Annotated in this window: 16 protein-coding genes and 1 tRNA gene; 4 read left to right on the top strand and 13 right to left on the bottom strand. The window is 58.8% G+C overall.

The annotated features are described in order from the left end of the window. Both C6W91_RS11965 and C6W91_RS11960 read right to left on the bottom strand, forming a co-directional pair. Window positions 1–1,457 (bottom strand): dihydroxy-acid dehydratase (locus C6W91_RS11965; protein WP_370570869.1); only part of this gene is annotated, 1,457 nt, incomplete at its 3' end. A gap of 2 nt (window positions 1,458–1,459) precedes the next feature. Then, window positions 1,460–2,347: an NAD(P)-dependent oxidoreductase gene (locus C6W91_RS11960; protein ID WP_370570868.1), complete on the bottom strand. Its 888-nt coding sequence runs from the start codon at window positions 2,345–2,347 to the stop codon at window positions 1,460–1,462. A gap of 559 nt (window positions 2,348–2,906) precedes the next feature. On the opposite strand from C6W91_RS11960, the gene C6W91_RS11955 reads away from it, so the two are divergent. Continuing rightward, window positions 2,907–3,548 (top strand): hypothetical protein, encoded by a 642-nt coding sequence (locus C6W91_RS11955; RefSeq protein WP_370570867.1) that lies wholly within the window; start codon window positions 2,907–2,909, stop codon window positions 3,546–3,548. 2 nt (window positions 3,549–3,550) lie between these two features. Here the strand turns inward: C6W91_RS11955 and C6W91_RS11950 are convergent, their stop codons facing one another. Continuing rightward, complete coding sequence (locus C6W91_RS11950; protein WP_054462393.1) at window positions 3,551–3,865, bottom strand: Arc family DNA-binding protein; 315 nt, start codon at window positions 3,863–3,865, stop codon at window positions 3,551–3,553. A gap of 84 nt (window positions 3,866–3,949) precedes the next feature. On the opposite strand from C6W91_RS11950, the gene C6W91_RS11945 reads away from it, so the two are divergent. From C6W91_RS11945 to xerC, 3 genes are read left to right on the top strand one after another with little or no spacing between them, the layout of a single operon-like run. Next, window positions 3,950–4,144 carry an Arc family DNA-binding protein gene (locus C6W91_RS11945; RefSeq protein ID WP_370570865.1) on the top strand — a complete coding sequence of 65 codons (195 nt, stop codon included), beginning with the start codon at window positions 3,950–3,952 and terminating at the stop codon, window positions 4,142–4,144. Window positions 4,145–4,168: 24 nt separating this feature from the next. Further along, a complete protein-coding gene (locus C6W91_RS11940; protein WP_370570863.1) occupies window positions 4,169–4,360 on the top strand; it encodes a hypothetical protein in 192 nt (63 codons plus the stop codon). Beyond that, window positions 4,357–5,388: a tyrosine recombinase XerC gene (xerC, locus tag C6W91_RS11935; protein ID WP_370570862.1), complete on the top strand. Its 1,032-nt coding sequence runs from the start codon at window positions 4,357–4,359 to the stop codon at window positions 5,386–5,388. The genes C6W91_RS11940 and xerC overlap by 4 nt, the downstream gene beginning before the upstream one ends. A 68-nt stretch (window positions 5,389–5,456) precedes the next feature. Here the strand turns inward: xerC and C6W91_RS11930 are convergent. From C6W91_RS11930 to C6W91_RS11885, 10 genes are all read right to left on the bottom strand, one after another. Beyond that, a tRNA-Cys gene (locus C6W91_RS11930) sits at window positions 5,457–5,530 on the bottom strand. 138 nt (window positions 5,531–5,668) lie between these two features. Further along, on the bottom strand, window positions 5,669–7,282 hold the full coding sequence (locus tag C6W91_RS11925) for an AMP-binding protein (protein ID WP_274828314.1): 1,614 nt from the start codon (window positions 7,280–7,282) through the stop codon (window positions 5,669–5,671). A 1-nt stretch (window position 7,283) separates the two neighbouring features. Beyond that, entirely contained in the window at window positions 7,284–8,444 is a 1,161-nt protein-coding gene (locus tag C6W91_RS11920) for an acyl-CoA dehydrogenase family protein (protein WP_274835960.1), read from the bottom strand. 86 nt (window positions 8,445–8,530) lie between these two features. Continuing rightward, complete coding sequence (locus tag C6W91_RS11915; RefSeq protein WP_274838285.1) at window positions 8,531–9,334, bottom strand: enoyl-CoA hydratase family protein; 804 nt, start codon at window positions 9,332–9,334, stop codon at window positions 8,531–8,533. Continuing rightward, window positions 9,331–9,786 carry a MarR family winged helix-turn-helix transcriptional regulator gene (locus tag C6W91_RS11910; RefSeq protein ID WP_274831161.1) on the bottom strand — a complete coding sequence of 152 codons (456 nt, stop codon included), beginning with the start codon at window positions 9,784–9,786 and terminating at the stop codon, window positions 9,331–9,333. The genes C6W91_RS11915 and C6W91_RS11910 overlap by 4 nt, the downstream gene beginning before the upstream one ends. 2 nt (window positions 9,787–9,788) lie before the next feature. After that, the gene (locus tag C6W91_RS11905) at window positions 9,789–10,544 is read right to left on the bottom strand and encodes an SDR family NAD(P)-dependent oxidoreductase (protein ID WP_065270827.1); all 756 of its coding nucleotides are present in this window, start codon (window positions 10,542–10,544) and stop codon (window positions 9,789–9,791) included. Beyond that, window positions 10,541–12,835 (bottom strand): bifunctional salicylyl-CoA 5-hydroxylase/oxidoreductase, encoded by a 2,295-nt coding sequence (locus C6W91_RS11900; protein ID WP_274838286.1) that lies wholly within the window; start codon window positions 12,833–12,835, stop codon window positions 10,541–10,543. The genes C6W91_RS11905 and C6W91_RS11900 overlap by 4 nt, the downstream gene beginning before the upstream one ends. 705 nt (window positions 12,836–13,540) lie before the next feature. Further along, window positions 13,541–15,781 (bottom strand): phosphoenolpyruvate--protein phosphotransferase, encoded by a 2,241-nt coding sequence (ptsP, locus tag C6W91_RS11895; protein ID WP_274838287.1) that lies wholly within the window; start codon window positions 15,779–15,781, stop codon window positions 13,541–13,543. Window positions 15,782–15,825: 44 nt separating this feature from the next. Then, window positions 15,826–17,064 (bottom strand): aspartate kinase, encoded by a 1,239-nt coding sequence (locus C6W91_RS11890; protein WP_065270830.1) that lies wholly within the window; start codon window positions 17,062–17,064, stop codon window positions 15,826–15,828. Window positions 17,065–17,232: 168 nt separating this feature from the next. Beyond that, window positions 17,233–18,681: a TrkH family potassium uptake protein gene (locus C6W91_RS11885; protein WP_065270831.1), complete on the bottom strand. Its 1,449-nt coding sequence runs from the start codon at window positions 18,679–18,681 to the stop codon at window positions 17,233–17,235. Window positions 18,682–19,109 lie beyond the last annotated feature (428 nt).

The following is a 19,109-nucleotide window of genomic DNA, read 5'->3' as shown; positions in this document are numbered from 1 at the left end:
AGCTGTGGGATAAGTCCGTCCGGGGAAAGGGGAACCTCGGCCTTAAGCCGATTTGTGCAACAGAGCCCCTTGATACCTTTCCGTGCCAGTTTTTTCGGGATCGGCAGATACCCGGCTTCCGGCATTCCCGCAGCTACTGGTCCCGCGTTTTTCAACACCATGATGTCGTCGGCCTTAATATCGAGGTCCGGGTCATCAATTCGTTTGGCGAGATCTTCGAGACTGTCGAAGACCACGGCACGGCCTTCGACTTCAAAAAGCCCTGGTGTCGCCGCAGCGCGTTTGAAAATGGCTCCCTGAGGCGCGATGTTCCCATAAAGGCTGATCAACCCGCCCTCATTTGAAACAGGATCGTCAAACGACCGGATCACCCGGCGATCAACCCAATCAGGCTCATCGTCCAGACGCTCCGCCAGGGTTTGACCTGTTACATCCACGGTATCGAGGTGCAGGAGGTGGCGGATCTCGCGCAAGACTGCTCCGACACCGCCAGCGGCATAGAAATCTTCCATGTACCCTTCACCGACTGGCTTCAGGTCAACCAAAACCGGTGTTTCGTCCGAGATTTCATTGAGGCGATCGGGTGAAATCCGGATGCCGAGACGACCCGCGACAGCTGTAAGGTGAACGATGGCATTGGTGGACCCACTGACAGCCATCAGCACGCGGAAAGCGTTCTCTACCGACTTCTCGGTGATGACCTCGCTTGGTTTTCGAGGGTTCTGGATCAGCTCAACAGCCAGCTTGCCGCATTCCTCAGCTGCAACGAGCCTGTCTGCGTGAACAGATGGAATGGCCGCTGTACCGGGCAATGACATGCCAAGTGTTTCGGCGATGCACGCCATAGTGCTCGCTGTTCCCATAACGGCGCAGGTGCCCGCCGTTGTCGCCAGTCGGCCTTCGATCTCTGCAATCTCTTCACCTTCTACCTCACCGGCACGGAACTTGCCCCAAAAACGGCGGCAGTCAGTGCAGGCGCCCAGGCGTTCACCCTTGTGGCGACCGGTCATCATCGGGCCGGTCACAAGTTGCACGGCCGGAATGTCAGCGGACGCCGCGCCCATCAGCTGAGCTGGAACTGTCTTGTCGCAACCACCGATCAAAACCACTGCGTCCATTGGCTGCGCACGAACCATCTCCTCAGTGTCCATTGACATGAGGTTTCGGTAGACCATGCTGGTCGGGTTCAGAAAGACCTCGCCAAGAGACACCGTTGGGAACGGTCGCGGCAAAGCTCCTGCAGCCAACACACCGCGAGAGACAGCTTCGACCAGCTCAGGCATCGCTCTGTGGCAGTTATTGAAGCCCGAAGGGGTCATCGCGATCCCGACAATCGGTTTATCGAGCATTTCCCGCGACAAACCCATTGAGCGAGCAAAAGACCGTCGCAGATACGCTGCAAAATCCTTATCGCCGTAATTTGTCAGTCCGCCCTGAATACCTTTACCTTCGGCCATTTTCACCCCTCCTTCCGGCAATCGATGCCAAGCAGTCGTTCATAAACCAGCACCATTGCGCCTTTGTCTTTCGCGCCATGGCCCTCAAGAAGAGCCTGCTGATAGGTGGTTGTCGCGGCGGCCAACACAGGTGCCGGGATCTGATAACGGGCTGAGATTTCAGCACCGCTGACCAGATCCTTGTAGGCGGCTTGTAGCGGGTAGCCGGTGTCAAACTTGCCTTCGAGGATCTGGGGAATGAAATATTCCGACGCATAGCTGCGGCCGGTCCCTGAGTTCACCACCTCGGCGGTGTTTTCTGGATCAAGGCCCAGCTTCTTTGCCATCGGCAAGATTTCGGCAAGGGCCGCCACATTGATGTCGAAGAGAAGCTGATTGATTAGCTTGGTGAGCTGACCCGAGCCGACCGCGCCAGTGTGCAGGATGCGGTTCGACATTGTTGCAAGGGCTGGCCTCAGCGCCTCGACAATCTCGCCGTCTCCTCCGATCATCATTGTCAACGTGCCCTCCTGGGCCCGCTTCCACATGCCAGAGACGGGCGCATCGAGAAAGCGAAGCCCGAGGGCTGAAAGCCGCTCGCCAATGCTGAGCGTCAGTCCATATTCTATGGTCGAGGTATCGATGACAATCGTGTCGGCTGAAAGACGCTGTGCAATCCCATGTTCAGGGTTGAACAGCGTCTTTTCCACGATCCCACCACTTGGCAAGCAGGTGATCAGCACATCCACGCCTGAGAAATCTGACGTACTTCCGGCCTTAGTGGCACCGGCTTCAGCGGCGGCATCCATTGCCTCCTCGCTGAGATCAAAGACCATTACGTTGTTTGAGCTAGCAAGGTTCGCCGCCATCGGTGCACCCATCTGACCCAAACCGACAAATCCAAATCGCATGTTGATCTCCTTCCTATTATTCCGGGGAAGGACTAGCATTGCGACCGTGCCAACCTGGCATTCTCAATTGCGATTGCCCCTCTCGGGGAAAACGTTGCTTTGTAGCGTTGAATTTAATGGGAGGTTACGGCGTTGATTACAGATCAGTTCTGAACTCTGCGAGATGCCTTGCTTTCACTAGGCGCATAGAGGCTTCGCAAGCAGTTTCAGAAACAATTTCGCCAAAGCTGGTCGCTGCTAATAACTCAACGAGAAAAGGTGGATTTCCTTGTCTGGAAATTTGAGGGGTGCTGCCGCCTAGGGCTCTCGCCTAGAACCATGTTTTTCGCTCAATGGAATAGATGGCGAAGAGAGCTCGTTCTGAAAAGGGGAACGTTCAGCGTGCCCCAATTGGGACCATTGGCGTTCTCAGGTCGCCAAGTGAGAAACGGCTGACGGAGGATACTCCACTAAAGATGACCTTTGAAGTTTAGGACGTTGAATGAACGAATAAATGCCTGAAATGATTAGAGCGCTTCGATAGATACCCTGGAATACCCGATCATAGATGGGAGATGTCATGCTGTTTAAAGTTTTCCTCAACTGGACAGGTGGTCTTGCCATTGCCCTCGTGTTGGGTTTTGCTCCCACTCCTGCTCGAGCTTATCAGATCGACTGCGCCATACTGCTTTGCCTGGCTGGTGGGTGGCCCGCGTCAGCAGAATGTGCTCATGCCCGTGCTGTGTTTATCCGCCGGATCACGCCTTGGCCGATTGAACCGCCGTTGCAAATCTGGCGTTGCCCGATGAATGTTTCTGAGCGCACGCCTTTGCAAAGCTCGGTCCTGAAGATCTGGGAGGCCAGCCACCAGACAAGCCAGATGCTCGGCCAAGTCATTCTGGCTCAGATGGTCGAAGGCGGTGCCAATATCGACATCAGCGGCCTCGAGTTCGATTTCGTACGCTCGATCCGAGTCTGGGATGTTCGGTACTACAGCCATCGCGAACGTGGCCGCGACGATGATTGTTCTGAGAGTTATAACATGCGCCTCGGAACCTACGGCACGCAGGGCGAATTTGGCTGGCAACGCACAACACCAGCGGCCGCCCCGCAATGGGTTCTGCCGTCGCGACACTGTTCGTCATCGAATTGGCGACGGGGCGTCGGCGTTGAATGGGAGGATCACGAAGGCAACCACGGATATGAGTGGGTGGCCTACTAGGGCTATTCACCGATGTCTTTCATGCGTTCCGCGATATCGCCCGCAATGCGCTCATACAGGGCGGCTTGCTTGTCCCTAGGTGTCCCAGGCTTCGGGTTTCTTCGACGGATGCGTTTGGCAAGCCAAAAGAGCAGCCGCGCGGCGGGATCTTCCAGCTTTTCGGGCACGGGTGCCGGATAGTTTTCTTCAAGTAGGGCCACGACCTCAGCATTCATACTGCGGTGGTTGGCTTCCGCCGCGAGGCGTATTCGATCGCGCAGGCCGTCGGGCAGGCGCACGATGAACTTATCCTGATTTTGAGAGCTCTGTTCTGGCATGGTGGCACTGTGCCATAAATTTTGATTGACGCAATAGTGGCTAAGTGCCACTAATGAGTTGCGATTTCAACCTGGAGGCGTTTCATGAACAGTCGTAAACCAATGCAGCTTCGGCTTCCGCAAGAGCTCAAGGAGTGGATCAAGGCGGAGTCTGATCGAAATGGCAACTCTCAAAACTCCGAAGTGATCCGCGCCATTCGCGCGGCGAAGGATAGACGTTCCGCCCCCAGTGCAATTGGAAATATCACTGTAGATCAAGGTGATAATGCGCGTTGTTAACGATGTAAGGGAGGTGTCGATAAGATGACCAAAGCAAGTGTGCAGACTAAGGCGAAACAAGCGGCCTCGGCCTTTATCCGCGAGGCTCGGGAGGCAGGTTGGCAACGCGCAAAATTCGAGATCAAGCCCGATGGTAGTGTCATCGTCGATGCGAACATGGTCGCGCCTGAGGCAGCCGATGATTTCCTGAGCAGTGACTTGAGAATGGGCGAATGACCCGTAAGAGTCTGCCAAAATACGTCTATAATGACAGGGGGTATCTCCGGTTCATCCGGCGTTCGCGCGGCATCTCTGTTATGATGCACGAGGAAGCGGGTACGCCGGAATTTTGGGATCACTACAATCGCCTGCTGAAGGGAAAGCCAGCGGCTGCGCCGGTGAAGCGCAATTTTGAGGCATTGATTCTCAGCTACTACGAGAGCGACGCCTACAAGAAGCTGAAGCCTCGGACGAGATCCGACTATCGGCGGTACATCAGCCACATTCGTGAGATCTGGGCCGAGAAAGACCCGGCCAGGATCGAAACCCATCACATTTATGAATTGCACCGGGCAAATGCGGATCATTGGCGGCAAGCCAACTATCTCGTTCAGGTCATGGTCGTGTTGATGAACCACGCGCGATTGATTGGCTTTATAAAGAAAGAGCACGGAAATCCGGCGAAAGGCATTCCACTTTTCAAACAGCAGAGCGACGGGTGGGAGCCTTGGCCAGACGATGTGCGGGAAGAGTTCGAAGCGCTGGCTTCAATGCGGGCACGACTGGTCTACGAGCTTTGCGTTGGCACAGGTCAGCGCATTGGCGATGTCGTGAAGATGAAGTGGGCACACTTCTCAGACGAAGGATTCGATTTCACCCAAGGCAAAACCGACAAGCCGCTGTGGATTCCGCTCACCGATCGCCTGAAGGCCCATTTGGACGGGTTTGCGCGAACAGACGGTACTGTTGTGACCGACGCCAAGGGTCGACCGGTGAGCTACCGGATCGTTGCCGAGGAAATGCGTGCCATCAAAAAGAAGATGAAGCACGAGAAGGCGAGCTACTACAAAACCCACGGGCTCAGGAAAAACGCGACGATCGAGCTTTATCTGGCTGGATGTGATGACGAGATGGTCAAGGCCGTCACTGGCCACTCAGGCGTTGAGATGCTGAAAAAATACGGTGGACCTATCCGGCAAAGAGAGCTCGCGAAGCGTGCTCAAGAGGCAAGAAATCAAATGGAACGAAGCAAGGCCGAAACGTGAAAGTTTCAACGGTTGTTTCAAAAATGGCAGTGAAGGAGAGGTGGAATGACGCAAGTCATTGTTTTTATTGGAGGCGAGTACCGGAATCGAACCGGTGTACACGGATTTGCAATCCGCTGCGTCACCACTCCGCCAACTCGCCTTCTACCCTGTCGCCAAGGTCTTTGTGGTGTGGCGCTGGAAGTAGCGTGATTCATTTCCAAGCACAAGGCCAAACCTGCATTCCGCGCCATTCATGGATAGCGCTTGTCCCATCTTCGGAACAAGCGCCAGCGAAGGTTCAACCTTTCAGGCGGAACCTCTGGATTTTTCCGGTTTCCGTCTTGGGCAGCGCTTTGGTGAAGACTACTGAACGCGGGTACTTGTAGGGCGCAATGCTCGCCTTCACGTGGTCCTGCAACAGCTTGACCAGCGCATCCGAGGGCATATGTCCGGCGGTCAGCACCACATGCGCCTCGACGATCTGACCGCGTGCCTCGTCCGGGGCGCCGACGACAGCGCATTCAGAAACGGCTTCATGCGCCAGAAGCGCGGCTTCCACCTCGGGGCCGGCAATATTGTAGCCGGAGGAGATGATCATATCGTCATTGCGGGCGGCGAAATGCAGGTAGCCCTCTTCATCCATGACAAAGCTGTCGCCAGTGACGTTCCAGCCGTCCTGGACATAGGTTTTCTGGCGCTCGTCCGCCATGTAACGGCAGCCGGTTGGCCCCTTGACCGCCAGGCGGCCAATCTCTCCGCGCGGCGCCTCATTCCCATCGGCGTCCAGCACCCGCACCTGATAGCCTGAGACGGGTTTGCCGGTGCAGGCGGGCTTGTGGTCGGTGAACCGGTTGGTGATGAAGATATGCAGCATTTCCGTGGCACCGATGCCGTCCAGCATCGGTTTTCCGGTCTTCGCCATCCACTCGTCATAGACCGGCGCCGGCAGGGTTTCCCCGGCCGAAACAGCTGCCCGCAGGGACGACAGATCGGCTCCCTCGTCCATCGCCTGCAGCATCACCCGATAGGCGGTGGGCGCGGTAAAGCAGACGGTCGCCTTGTATTTTTCAATGATTTCAATCAGGTTTGGCGGTGATGCATTTTCCAGCAGCGTCGCGGCAGCGCCAAAGCGCAGCGGGAAGATTGCCAGCCCGCCAAGGCCAAAGGTAAAGGCCAGCGGCGGTGAGCCGACAAAGATATCCTCGGGCTGCACATCAAGCACTTCGCGCGCATAGCCATCCGCGATGATCAGAAGATCGCGGTGGAAATGCATGGTCGCCTTGGGGGATCCCGTGGTGCCCGAGGTAAAGCCCAGCAGCGCTACATCATCGCGCCCGGTTTCAACCGCATCAAAGGTCACCGGTTTTTCCAGCGCCAGACGGTCAAGTTCCGCATCGTGGTTGGAGGTGCCGTCAAAGCCGACCACCGAGGTCAGGAAGTCCGAGGTCTTGGCGCAGGAGACCAGCTCATCCATCAGCCGCGTATCGCAAAGCGCGTGGCTGATCTCGGCCTTGTCGACGATGGCGGCCAGCTCTCCGGCGCGCAGCATCGGCATGGTGTTGACCACCACCGCGCCCGCCTTGGTCGCGGCCAGCCAGCAGGCCACCATGGCCGGGTTGTTGGCTGAGCGGATCAGCACCCGATTGCCCGGTTTAACGCCCAGATCCTCGGTCAGCACATTGGCCAGACGGTTGGTCCAGTCAGACAGTTCCTTGTAGGTGCGGCGCCGTCCGTTACCGATCAGAGCGGTGTGATCGCCAAAGCCCTTTTCCACCATGGCATCGGTCAGCTCGACCGCGGCGTTCAGCCGTTCCGGGTAGTCGAAGCCCTCTAGCAGGAAGTCCGGCCATTGGTCCGCAGGTGGCAGGTTATCGCGGGTGAAGGTGTCGCTATGTGCGGTCGGTCCCAGCATCTCATTTGCCTCCTTCAAAGGCGCCAAGTGTCTGGCGCGCGATCACCACCCGCTGGACGTCCGATGCGCCCTCATAGATGCGCAAGGCGCGGATATCGCGGTAAAGTTCCTCGACCTTCTGACCATGGCGCACACCGTCCCCGCCGTGCAACTGCACCGCCTTGTCGATGACCTGCTGCGCCTGATCGGTGGAGAAGAGCTTCGCCATCGCCGCTTCGCGGGTCACGCGGGCTGCACCGGAATCCTTAGTCCACGCGGCGCGGTAGACCAGCAGAGCCGCCGCATCCACATCCAGCGCCATATCGGCGATATGCCCCTGCACCATCTGCAGATCGAACAGCGGCGCGCCTTGGACCTGACGGCTGGTGACGCGGCTTAGCGCCTCGTCCAGTGCCCGGCGGGCAAAGCCAAGGGCCGCGGCCGCAACGGTAGAGCGGAAAACGTCCAGAACCGACATGGCGATCCGGAACCCCTGCCCCGGTCCACCGATCATCGCGCTTGCCGGGATCCGGCAATCGGTGAAGCGCAGGGTGGCAAGCGGGTGCGGCGCAATCACCTGCTGGCGTTCGACCACCTCGAACCCCGGCAGCCCGGCAGGCACGATGAAGGCAGACAACCCCTTGGCGCCCGGTCCCTCTCCGGTGCGGGCAAACAGAGTATAAACGTCTGCAATCCCGCCGTTTGAGATCCAGGTCTTTTCTCCATTCAGCACATATTCATCGCCATCCAGCGTCGCTGTCATTGTGGAATTTGCCACATCCGAACCAGATTGCGGTTCCGTGAGCGCAAATGCCGAAATCGCCTGCCCGGAGCGGGTCAGCGGCAGCCATTCTGCCTGTTGCGCTTCGTTGCCGAACAGGGAAATCGCCCCAGTTCCAAGACCTTGCATGGCAAAGGCAAAGTCGGCGAGCCCATCGTGACGGGCCAGAGTTTCCCGGATCAGGCACAGGCTGCGCACATCCAGGGTTTCACCGGCTGGCGCGCCGGAATGCTGCGCCCAGCCGCCCTCTCCAAGCGCGATCACAAGCGCCCGGCAGGCGGCATCGGTGTCCGAATGGTCGATACCGCTGACGGTCTCGGCCGCCCAAGCATCCAGATCCGCTGCCAGCGTTCTGTGCCGGTCCTCGAAGAATGGCCAGTTCAGAAATGTCCGGTCCGCCATGATGAAACTCCCCTTTGGCTGTCTTGTGCAGCTCTTCTCCGTCAATGCGAAGCCCGCCGCGGCATAGACCGGGCGGGCGATAGAACTCAGTCTCCTTCGAAGACCGGTTTTTCCTTGTTTACAAAGGCATGGTAGGCGCGTTCAAAGTCTGCTGTCTGCATGCAGATTGCCTGCGCCTGGGCCTCGGCCTCGATCGCCTGTTCGATGGACATCGACCATTCCTGCGCCAGCATTGTCTTGGTCATCATGTGACCAAAATTCGGCCCCGCCGCGATCCGCGTCGCCCATTGGCGCGCCTCTGCGGTCAGCTCTTCGGCCGGGACCAGCTTGTTATGGAAACCCCAGGCGGCGCCTTCCTCGGCGCTCATCGAGCGGCCGGTATAAAGCAGCTCAGCCGCGCGGCCCTGACCGATGATCCGGGGCAGGATGGCGCAGGCGCCCATATCGCAGCCCGCCAGACCGACGCGGGTGAACAGGAAGGCCGTCTTGGCCTCGGGCGTGGCGATACGCAGATCCGACGCCATCGCGATGATCGCCCCTGCGCCCACGCAGATGCCGTCAATCGCCGCAATTACCGGCTTGCCGCAATTCACCATCGTCTTGACCAAATCGCCGGTCATCCGCGTAAACGCCAGCAGTTCCTTCATGCTCATCTTGGTCAGGGGGCCAATGATATCATGCACATCCCCGCCCGAGCTGAAGTTGCCACCATTGGAGGCAAAGATCACCGCCTTGATGTCATCGTCATAGTGCAGCTCGCGGAACCAGTCGCGCATCTCGGCATAGCTGTCAAAGGTCAGCGGGTTCTTGCGCTCGGGCCGGTCCAGCGACACGGTCGCAATGCCATCTTCGACATGGCAGAGAAAATGTTTGGTATCCGTATTGATCATCGGCTTTCATCCTTGTTTTCCAAACGGCGGGCGACAGCATCCAGCGCCTCGGCCATGGTCTGCGCCGCCTCGGGGGGCACATCGGCGAACATCTTGTCGATCCAGGCTTCATGCGCTTCGGCCTGCCGTGCGAATTCGGCGCGGCCCTGCGCGGTCATCCGCACCAGGCTGGCGCGGCGGTCGCCCGGCACCGGTTCGCGCTGTACGTGGCCATCCTCGACCAGACGTTCGATGATGCCGGTCACATTGCCGTTCGACACTTTCAACACGCCCGAAAGCTGGCTCATCTTGAGCCCGTCTTCGTGCTGGACCAGCGCTGCCATCACATCGAAACGCGGCAGCGTGGTCGAAAAATCGCGGCGCAGGTTTTCGCGGATCTCGCTTTCCACCGCGCGGGTCGCCTTCAAAACCCGCAGCCACAGCCGCAATCTGTCTTTTGAGGTTTCCGCCACGTTCAGATCTCGCCTCCTGATATGGGCAGGGCAGAACCGTTCACCGATCCCGCTCCCTCGCTTGCCAGCCACAACGCCGCTTCGGCAACCTCGGCAGGCTGGATGAAGCGACCCTGCGGGTTGCTGGCCCGCAGTGATTTTTCCGCCTTCTCCGGGGTCATCCCGGTCTTGGCGACGATATTATCCACCGATCTTTGCAGGAGCGGCGTTTCAATGAAACCCGGACAAATCGAATTTACCGTGATGCCGGTGCGTGCCAGTTCCAACGAGAGCGCCCGCGTCAGCCCGATCACCCCGTGCTTTGCCGCGCAATATCCTGAAACATAGGGATATCCCTTCAGCCCAGCGGTCGAGGCGATAGCAATCATACGGCCCCAGCCTGCCTCTTTCATGCCCGGCAGAGCCGCCTGCCAGAGGTTGAAAACCCCCGCCAGGTTGACCGACAAAGCCGCGCCGAAATCCTCGGCGCTCATCCGGTCAAAGGGTTTGGAGGGCGCCGCCCCGGCATTGGCTAGGGCAATGGCGACAGGTCCGTTCTTGGCCGCCGCCTCTGTGAGCGCTGCCTCAACGGCAGCGCGGTCGGTGACATCGCAGGTCAGCGGCAGGGCCTTGGTCGCCGCGCTGACCTCTTCCAGAGGCTCCATACGGCGCCCCAGGATGGTCACCCGGGCGCCCTGGCCCGCGAACTGCGCCGCCAGTTCGGCGCCAACGCCAGAGCCACCGCCAGAGATGACGACGTGTTTGCCCGCAACGCTCATGCCCGGATCACCTCTGCGTCGCGGTCCGCCAGACGCCAGGCCTGATCCCGGCCCGCCTCGTAGGGCAACGGCCAGGCGGCCTGTCGATCCCCGATCCGGGTGGCTTCGTGCAGCGTCCAGTAGGGATCCGCCAGATGTGGGCGCCCCACACAGATCAGATCGGCGCGGCCTGCCATCAGGATCGAATTGGCATGATCGGCCTCGTAGATATTACCGACAGCCATGGTCGCGATGCCTGCCTCATTCCGGATACGGTCCGAAAACGGCGTCTGGAACATGCGCCCATAGACCGGTTTGGCGTCGACCGAGGTCTGACCGGCAGAGACGTCGATAATATCGGCGCCTGCTTCAGAGAATGCCTTGGCGATCTCGACCGCCTCTTCCGGTGTCACACCTTCGTCGCCGATCCAGTCGTTGGCCGAGATCCGGACGGACATCGGTTTATGGGCAGGCCAGACGTCACGCATCGCCTTGAAGACCTCCAGCGGGTAGCGCAGGCGGTTTTCCAGCGAGCCGCCGAACTCATCCTCACGAATATTGGATTTTGGCGAAATGAAGGAGGAGATCAGATAACCATGCGCCGCATGAAGTTCGATCATGTCAAATCCGGCGCGCTCTGCCATCTCGGCCGAAGCGACGAATTCAGCCTTCACGGCCTCCATTTCTGCGCGGGTGATTTCGCGCGGGGTGGCGTTATTCGGGGACCAGGGCAAGGGTGAGGCCGAGACCAGATCCCAGTTGTCCTCTTTCAAAGGCGCGTCCATCACTTCCCAGCCAACCTGAGTCGAACCCTTGCGGCCCGAATGGCCGATCTGGCAGCAAATCTTGGCCCGGGTTTCGCTATGTACGAAATCGGTCAGACGGGTCCAGGCGGCTTCATGTTCTGGCGCGTAAAGACCGGGACAGCCAGGGGTGATCCGCCCTTCGGCGCTGACGCAGGTCATTTCCGTATAGACCATCCCGGCGCCGCCCTTGGCGCGCTCACCATAGTGGATCAGGTGCCAATCCGTGGGACAGCCATCCACCGCCTTGTACTGCGCCATGGGGGAGACAACGATGCGGTTCTCCAACGTCATGTCGCGCAGTTTATAGGGGGCAAACATCGGCGCGCGCACTGGCGCCTCCGCCGGAACACCCGCCCGCTCCTGGAACCATTTTTCCGCGGATTTCAGCCAGTCGGGATCACGCAGACGCAGGTTTTCGTGGGAGATCCGCTGCGAGCGGGTCAGCAGAGAATAATTGAACTGAACCGGATCCATATCCAGATAACGTTCGACTTCCTCAAACCATTCCAATGAGTTACGCGCAGCTGACTGCAGGCGCAACACATCAAGGCGCCGCTCGTCCTGATAGCGTTCAAAGGCGCGTTCCATAGACGGTTCTACCGTCAGCAGCTCGGCCAGGGCGATGGCGCTGTCAAAGGCCAGCCGCGATCCGGACCCGATCGAGAAATGCGCCGTGGCCGAGGCATCGCCCAGCAGCACAACGTTTTGATGGTGCCATTTTTCGCAGAGCACCCGCGGGAAGTTGATCCAGACAGCCGATCCGCGCAGGTGGTCGGCGTTGGACATCAGATTGTGGCCACCCAGATGGTCGGCAAAGATCTCTTCGCAGGTGCGAATAATCTCTTCCTTGCTCATGTCCTCAAAGCCCCAGTTGTCCCAGGTCTCCGCAGAACACTCCACGATCACGGTCGCCGTATCCGCATCGAATTGGTAGGCGTGGATCCAGACCCAGCCGTGTTTGGTGTTTTCGAACACGAATGTGAAGGCGTCATCGAACTTCTGATGGGTGCCCAGCCAGATAAACTTGCACGGGCGCACGTCGATATTGGGTTTAAAATGTTCCGCGAACTCATTGCGGACGCTGGAATTAAGCCCGTCACAGGCGACCACGATGTCATAGTCATCCTGATAGTCCGCTGCCGGTCCGACCTCGGTTTCAAACTGCAGGTTCACCCCGAGCTCCCGCGCGCGCTCCTGCAGGATCAGAAGCATCTTCTTGCGCCCGATCCCAGCAAACCCGTGACCACCGGACACCGTACGCACACCGTTGTGCACCACCGCGATGTCATCCCAATAGGCAAAGTTCCGACGGATTTCCGCGGCGCTTTCAGGGTCATTTTCCGTAAGGTTTTCAAGCGCATCATCGGAAAGGACAACACCCCAGCCAAAGGTGTCGTCCGCCTTGTTTCGCTCAAACACCGTGACATCAGCGTCCGGCTGACGCAGCTTCATTGAAATCGCGAAGTAGAGCCCCGCGGGACCACCTCCCAAACAGGCAACTTTCATGATCCTACCCTCCGCATGAGATTGTTATGTTGTGATCAGGATAAGCGAGACGACAAACACTTCAAGCTTAAAGTTTCATACTTGAAATTTAAACGCCCCATTCCGGGGCCAACCGTTTACCACTTAGCAACCAAGAGAAGGTAAAATTGAATGCAAATAATCTGAGATTTGCAGGGCGTGCAGAGACCCTATCCCGCGATTGGTTTGCCTTTTGTGTTTTTACATCAATACACAGGCATCATACATTAATGTGGATAAACCCGGGATAACTTTGGGATAAGACATCCCATTTGGCGAAATCGTGAGCCACATCACTATGCGATCCGGCGCCCCACTGCCAATCTGACGCAGACCTCACCGGATATACTTCGAACCTTCGCCAGAACAGAAGCCCCTCCTGTGGATGAAAATGTGGGCAACATTTGAATAAATCTGGCAAACTAGTCAAAATTATTGATTTTTGTAAATTTCGGAGCGGACAAGGACGATCAAATGTCAAATTTATTAATATTTTAGACAATTTTTACCCCCCTACAGATTCATCTGAATCACCCGCTGTCCTCCCCTAAAATCCACCATCACAAACGGTTCGGCTAACTGTAGCGGCTAATGGGACAAGCGCCTGGCCAATCTGCGGCAACCCAGCAGAAAAAGGCCCCGTTTCCGGGGCCGCGCCATTATTTACTGTCAGAAAGGTCGCCGCGCTCAGAGCTCCCGCAGGTATCGCATCACAGCAGGTCTGACGGATTGATCGCCCCGGTGGCGGGAGTCCGAAATAATCTTGCGGACATCTGAAAGGTTAACACGCATTAACAAAGACTTGACCGGCCCAATTGAAGCAGGCCGCATCGACAGCGTCCGGATTCCCATCGCAGCAAGACAGACGGCCTCGATCGGCCGTCCGGCATCTTCGCCGCAGAAACTCAGCGGTGTTTCGAACCTGTCGCAGCGCTCCACGATCTGCTCGATAAAGGTCAAAAAGCTGACGTTCAGCGTGTCATAGCGTTTTCGGACGCGCTCATTCTCTCGGTCGGCAGCAAAGAAGAACTGCTTCAGATCGTTGCCGCCGATCGAAAGAAAATCGACTTCTTCAAAGAACTTATGCGGCGCAAATGCCAGCGATGGGGTTTCCAGCATCGCCCCCACTTCCAGCCGTTCCGGCAGCGCGTGGCCAAGGATTCGCTCGCGCTCCAGCGTCTTGTCGATCTCCTGGCGCGCAGCACGGTATTCTTCGAATTGCGCAACAAAGGGGAACATAATCGACAGCGGCCGCCCATTGGCCGCCCGCATCAACGCCTGCAGCTGCATGCGCATGACGCCCGGTTTATCGAGACCCACCCGGATCGCCCGCCAACCGAGGGCCGGGTTCGGCTCATCCGTCGGTTTCATATAGGGCAGAACCTTGTCCGACCCGATGTCGAGCGTCCGGAACACCACCCGCTTGCCGTGCGATGCATCCAGAACCCGCTGATAGAGCGTCACCAACTCCGACCGCTTAGGCATCTGATCGCGCACAAGAAACTGCAGCTCGGTGCGGAACAGCCCTACCCCTTCGGCGCCGGATCCTTCGAGCGACGGGAGGTCGGCCATCAACCCTGCGTTCATCAGCAAGGTGACGTGTTGCTCGTCTTGCGTAATGGCAGGTTTTTCCCGGATCGAGGCATAGCGCTCCTGGGCATCGGCCTGCATCGCGATCTTGTCCCGAAAGGCGCTAACCACGGTTTCATCCGGGCGCAGATGCACGATCCCCTGATCGCCATCCACCATGATATGATCGCCGTTCAGCGCCTCGGTGGTGATGCGTTTGGCGTTCACCACCAGAGGAATCGCCAAGGCCCGCGCCACGATCGCGGCGTGCGAGCCGACGGAGCCTTCCTCCAGTACGATGCCGCGCAGCGAGCGACCGTATTCCAACAGCTCGGCCGGGCCGATATTGCGGGCAATCAGGATCGGGTCCACTGGCAGATCGGCGCCGGTTTCGGCGCCCTGCCCGGTCAGAATCCTAAGCAGGCGATTCGATAGATCATCAAGATCGCTCAGCCGTTCCCGCAGGTAGGCATCCTGCACCTGAGACATACGCGCCCGGGCCTGGGACTGCTCCTTTTCAACCGCGGCCTCGGCGCTCAACCCGCGCGAGATGTCTTCTTCCATGCGCCGCATCCAGCCTTTGGAATTGGCGAACATGCGATAGGTTTCAAGAACTTGCAGCTGATCCTTGTCTCCGTTTTCAGAGATCTTCAGCATCTTGTCGACGCCGACGCGCAGCTCTTCCACTGCTTCGTTCAGGCGCTCCAGCTCTCGGTGGGGATCATCGGCAATCGGGTTGGTTACCACGACGCGCGGTTCGTGCAGCCAGACATGGCCTTCGGCAGCGCCTTCTTGGGCGGCGGTTGCGCTCACCAGAACCGGTTGCTGGTGCATCGGAGACAGGGCTGCGCCCTCGCCCACAAAGGCACCGAGTTCCGCCATTTCGGCGATCACCATCGCCACCACTTCGAGCGCGTAAACCGCATCAGAGGAGAATTCGCGCGCTTCCTTGGACTGGACGACCAGCACGCCCATCATCTCGCCCAGACGCTGGATCGGAATGCCGAGGAAGGAGGAATACCGCTCTTCGCCGGTTTCCGGCATATAGCGGAACCCCTTGGCGTTCGGGGCATCGGGAGTATTGACCACCTTGCCGTATCTGGCCACCCGGCCCACCAGACCTTCGCCAATCCGCATACGGGTCTGGTGCACGGATTCGACGTTCAAACCCTCTGTCGCGCAAAGCTCAAGCGTCTCGTCATCGCGGAACAGGTAGACCGAGCAGACCTCGGTCCCCATGCTGTCGGCAATCAGGTGAGTGATCTTATCCAGACGGGCCTGGCCAGGGTCATCCCCGGCCATGGCCTCGCGCAGGCGCCCTAGCAACCTGCGGCTCTCGGATTCAGTACTTTCGACCATGGGCCCTGTTCACGTAATTATTGTGCCAGGCAGCCCACGCACGATCAGGCTGCCTTATCCAGTTCAAAGGCATCATGCAGTGCCTGAACAGCAAGTTCCATGTATTTCCGGTCGATGAGCACGGAAATTTTGATCTCTGAGGTTGTAATGACCTTGATATTGATCCCCTCATCCGAGAGCACCTTGAACATCTTGGCCGCCACGCCCGATTGCGAGCGCATGCCAATCCCCACGACCGAAACCTTTGCAACGTCCTTGTCGGCAACCAGTTCGGCGTAGTTGAGATCGCCCTTTTCCTTGCTCTCCTGCAAGGCCTGTTCGGCGCGCGCCACCTGATCGGTGGGGCAGGAAAAGGTCATATCCGTGCGGCCCTCGTCCGAGATATCCTGCACGATCATGTCCACATTCACGCCTGCATCAGACAGGCAGGTAAAGATGGTTGCCGCAATGCCGGGACGGTCGGCGACCGATTGCACGGTCAGCTTGGCTTCGTCGCGGGAATAGGCCACACCGGCCACAACGTTGGATTCCATGATGTCCTCCTCGGCACAGACCAGCGTGCCAGCATTGTCATTTTGTTCTTCGAAACTGGACAGGACGCGCAGCCGTACCTGATAGCGCATCGCCAGCTCGACTGAGCGGGTTTGCAGGACCTTCGCCCCCAGAGAGGCCAGTTCCAGCATCTCTTCGAATGCGATCTTGTCAAGCTTGCGGGCCTTATCGCAGATGCGCGGATCCGTGGTATAGACGCCGTCCACATCCGTGTAGATATCGCAGCGCTCGGCATCGAAGGCCGCCGCAAAGGCCACCGCCGTGGTGTCCGAACCGCCCCGGCCCAGCGTGGTGATGCGCCCTTCGGGGCTGATGCCCTGAAAACCGGCAACAACGGCTACGCGCATGCCTTCGGCGAATTTGGCGCTGATATTCTCGGTCGGGATCTCTTCGATCCGCGCCTGGCTGTGGGCGCTGGTCGTCTTCAGCGGCACCTGCCAGCCCTGCCAGCTGCGCGCGGGAACATCCATTTCCTGCAGCGTCAGCGCCATCAGACCGGCGGTGACGTTTTCGCCGGAAGACACCACTGCGTCATATTCGCGGGCGTCAAACAGCGGCGAGGTTTCATTGACCCAGCCAACAAGCTCGTTGGTCTTTCCCGACATGGCCGATACGATGACAATGACATCATAGCCTTTGGCCACTTCGACACCGACCCGCTTTGCCGCGCGCCGGATCCGGTCAAGGTTGGCGACAGAGGTGCCGCCGAATTTCATTACTAGAACGGGCATGGGGCATTCGTCTCCGTGCGCTCGCAGATTCCGATCACCGCCTCATAGGGGAGGTCCGTGATCAGGGCAAGACTGCGGATTGTAGCAATACAAGGGCCAAACCGCCGCAGGGGGCCCTGCCTGTGGCCCCAATCCCCCTTACACGCCCCCCAGCGCTCCGGCGTGGTGTCAGTTGCGCCAGAACCTCAACGTCAGGATCGCGTAGACCGCCATCAGTTCCAGACGCCCGATCAGCATGGCCGCGCTCAGGATCCATTTAGCCGCATCATTCAGGGTGGAAAAATTGCCCGCAGGCCCGATGATATCGCCCAGCCCCGGCCCGACATTGGCCACTGCGGTTGCCGCGCCCGAGACGGCTGTGATGAAGTCCAGCCCTGTCAGAGCCAGCCCCCAGGACACAACCCCCAGCGTCACCACGAAGAACATGAAAAAGGAAATCACCGAGCTGAGGACATCCGGCCCGACCGGGCGTCCGTCAAAGCGCGGAATGAAGATACCGTTGGGTGAGCGGATACGCTGGATCTGAACCCGGATCGAGGCAAACAGGATCTGATAGCGGAACACCTTGACCGAACAGGCTGTGGAACCCGCGCAGCCACCGATCAGACCGATGAAAAAGAACACCATAATCAGGAAGCTGCCCCACTCCATATAGTCGACGCTGGCATAGCCGGTACCGGAAATGATCGAGGTGATGTTGAACAGCGCCTCGCGCAGGGCCTGCTCGGGGTGGTGCGGGAAGATATAAAGCAGCACGCTGGCGGTCACGATGATCAGCACCAGAATAGTGCCCAGAAAGGCGCGGATCTGGCTATCGCGCAGCAGCGGCTGCCCCTGCCCGTTGATCAGCTGTACGTAGCGCACGAAGGGCAGCGCCGCCATGATCATGAAGAACGATGCCGCGTATTCGGCCGGACCGGAGAAGGTGCCGAAAGAGGCATCGTAGTTCGAAAAGCCACCGGTCGACATGGTGGTCAGGGCATGCACCAGCGCATCGAACAGCCCCATGCCCAGCACCACATAGACCACCATGCATAGCAGCGTCAGCGCCACGTAGATCAACGAGATCTGACGTGCGATCGTCTGCGCACGGGGCAAAATCTTCCCCATGGTATCAAAAGCTTCGGAGCGGAAGATCTGCATACCCCCGACCCGTAGCTCGGGCAGAAACACCATGGCGACGACAATGATACCAATCCCGCCGAGCCACTGCAGGATACCCCGCCACAAGAGGATCCCCCGTGGCAGGTCATCAAGGCCGGAGATTACCGTGGACCCGGTGGTCGTCAGCCCCGACATCGCTTCGAAAAACGCATCTGTAAAGCTGAGCTCGGTCGCCCCCATCATCAGCGGGATCGCACCGAACACAGGCAGCGCCGCCCAGACCGAAGTGGTCAGCAGAAAGGTCTGACGAATGCTAAGCCCCTGCCGCACTGAATTGCCACAGCTGAGCGCCAGCAGCCCGCCCGCCAGAATGGTGATCAGGCCGCTTTCAAGAAATACCGGCCATTCGCCCTGCCCATCGTAGAGATCGATCAGGAACGGAAAGACCATCATGGCGCCAAGAATGACGACCAACAGGCCAATGACATATGCGACCGGGCGAAGATCCAACATGACGGGCAGCGTTGGCGCCCCCTGCGCAAAGTGTCAAGTCAAAGGCGGCGTCATGCCTTCTCGGCGTCACTCTTTGCCGCGGAGCGCTCTGGCAGCGCCGGAGGCTTGGACGGCGCGCGTTTTGCCTTGGACGCGGTGGAATGTGCCGGTGCCGCTGTGGTGGCTTCAGCCTTATTTGCCTGTGGCGGAGTGGATGCCGCAGCGGACGGCTTGGCTGTCGCCTTGGCCGCAGTAGTATCCGCTGCGGGCTTTGTTGCTGCAGGTTTGGCCGAGGAAGGTTTCGTTGGGGAGGCTTTTGCCTGTGCGGGTTTTGCTGCTGCGGTCTTGGTGGGTGTTCGTGTCGCTGGTGCAGGCTCAGCAGGCGATGTTTGGGGCGCGGTCGTCTTTGCCGCTGTCGACTTAGGCGTTGTCGCCGCAGGCTTGGTTGT

Origin of the sequence: Phaeobacter sp. SYSU ZJ3003 (assembly GCF_041300735.1) — a bacterium.
Classification (GTDB): Bacteria; Pseudomonadota; Alphaproteobacteria; order Rhodobacterales; family Rhodobacteraceae; genus Phycobacter; species Phycobacter gallaeciensis_A.
The sequence above is the reverse complement of the archived record's forward strand: the minus strand, read 5'-3'. Positions and strand labels throughout refer to the sequence as shown.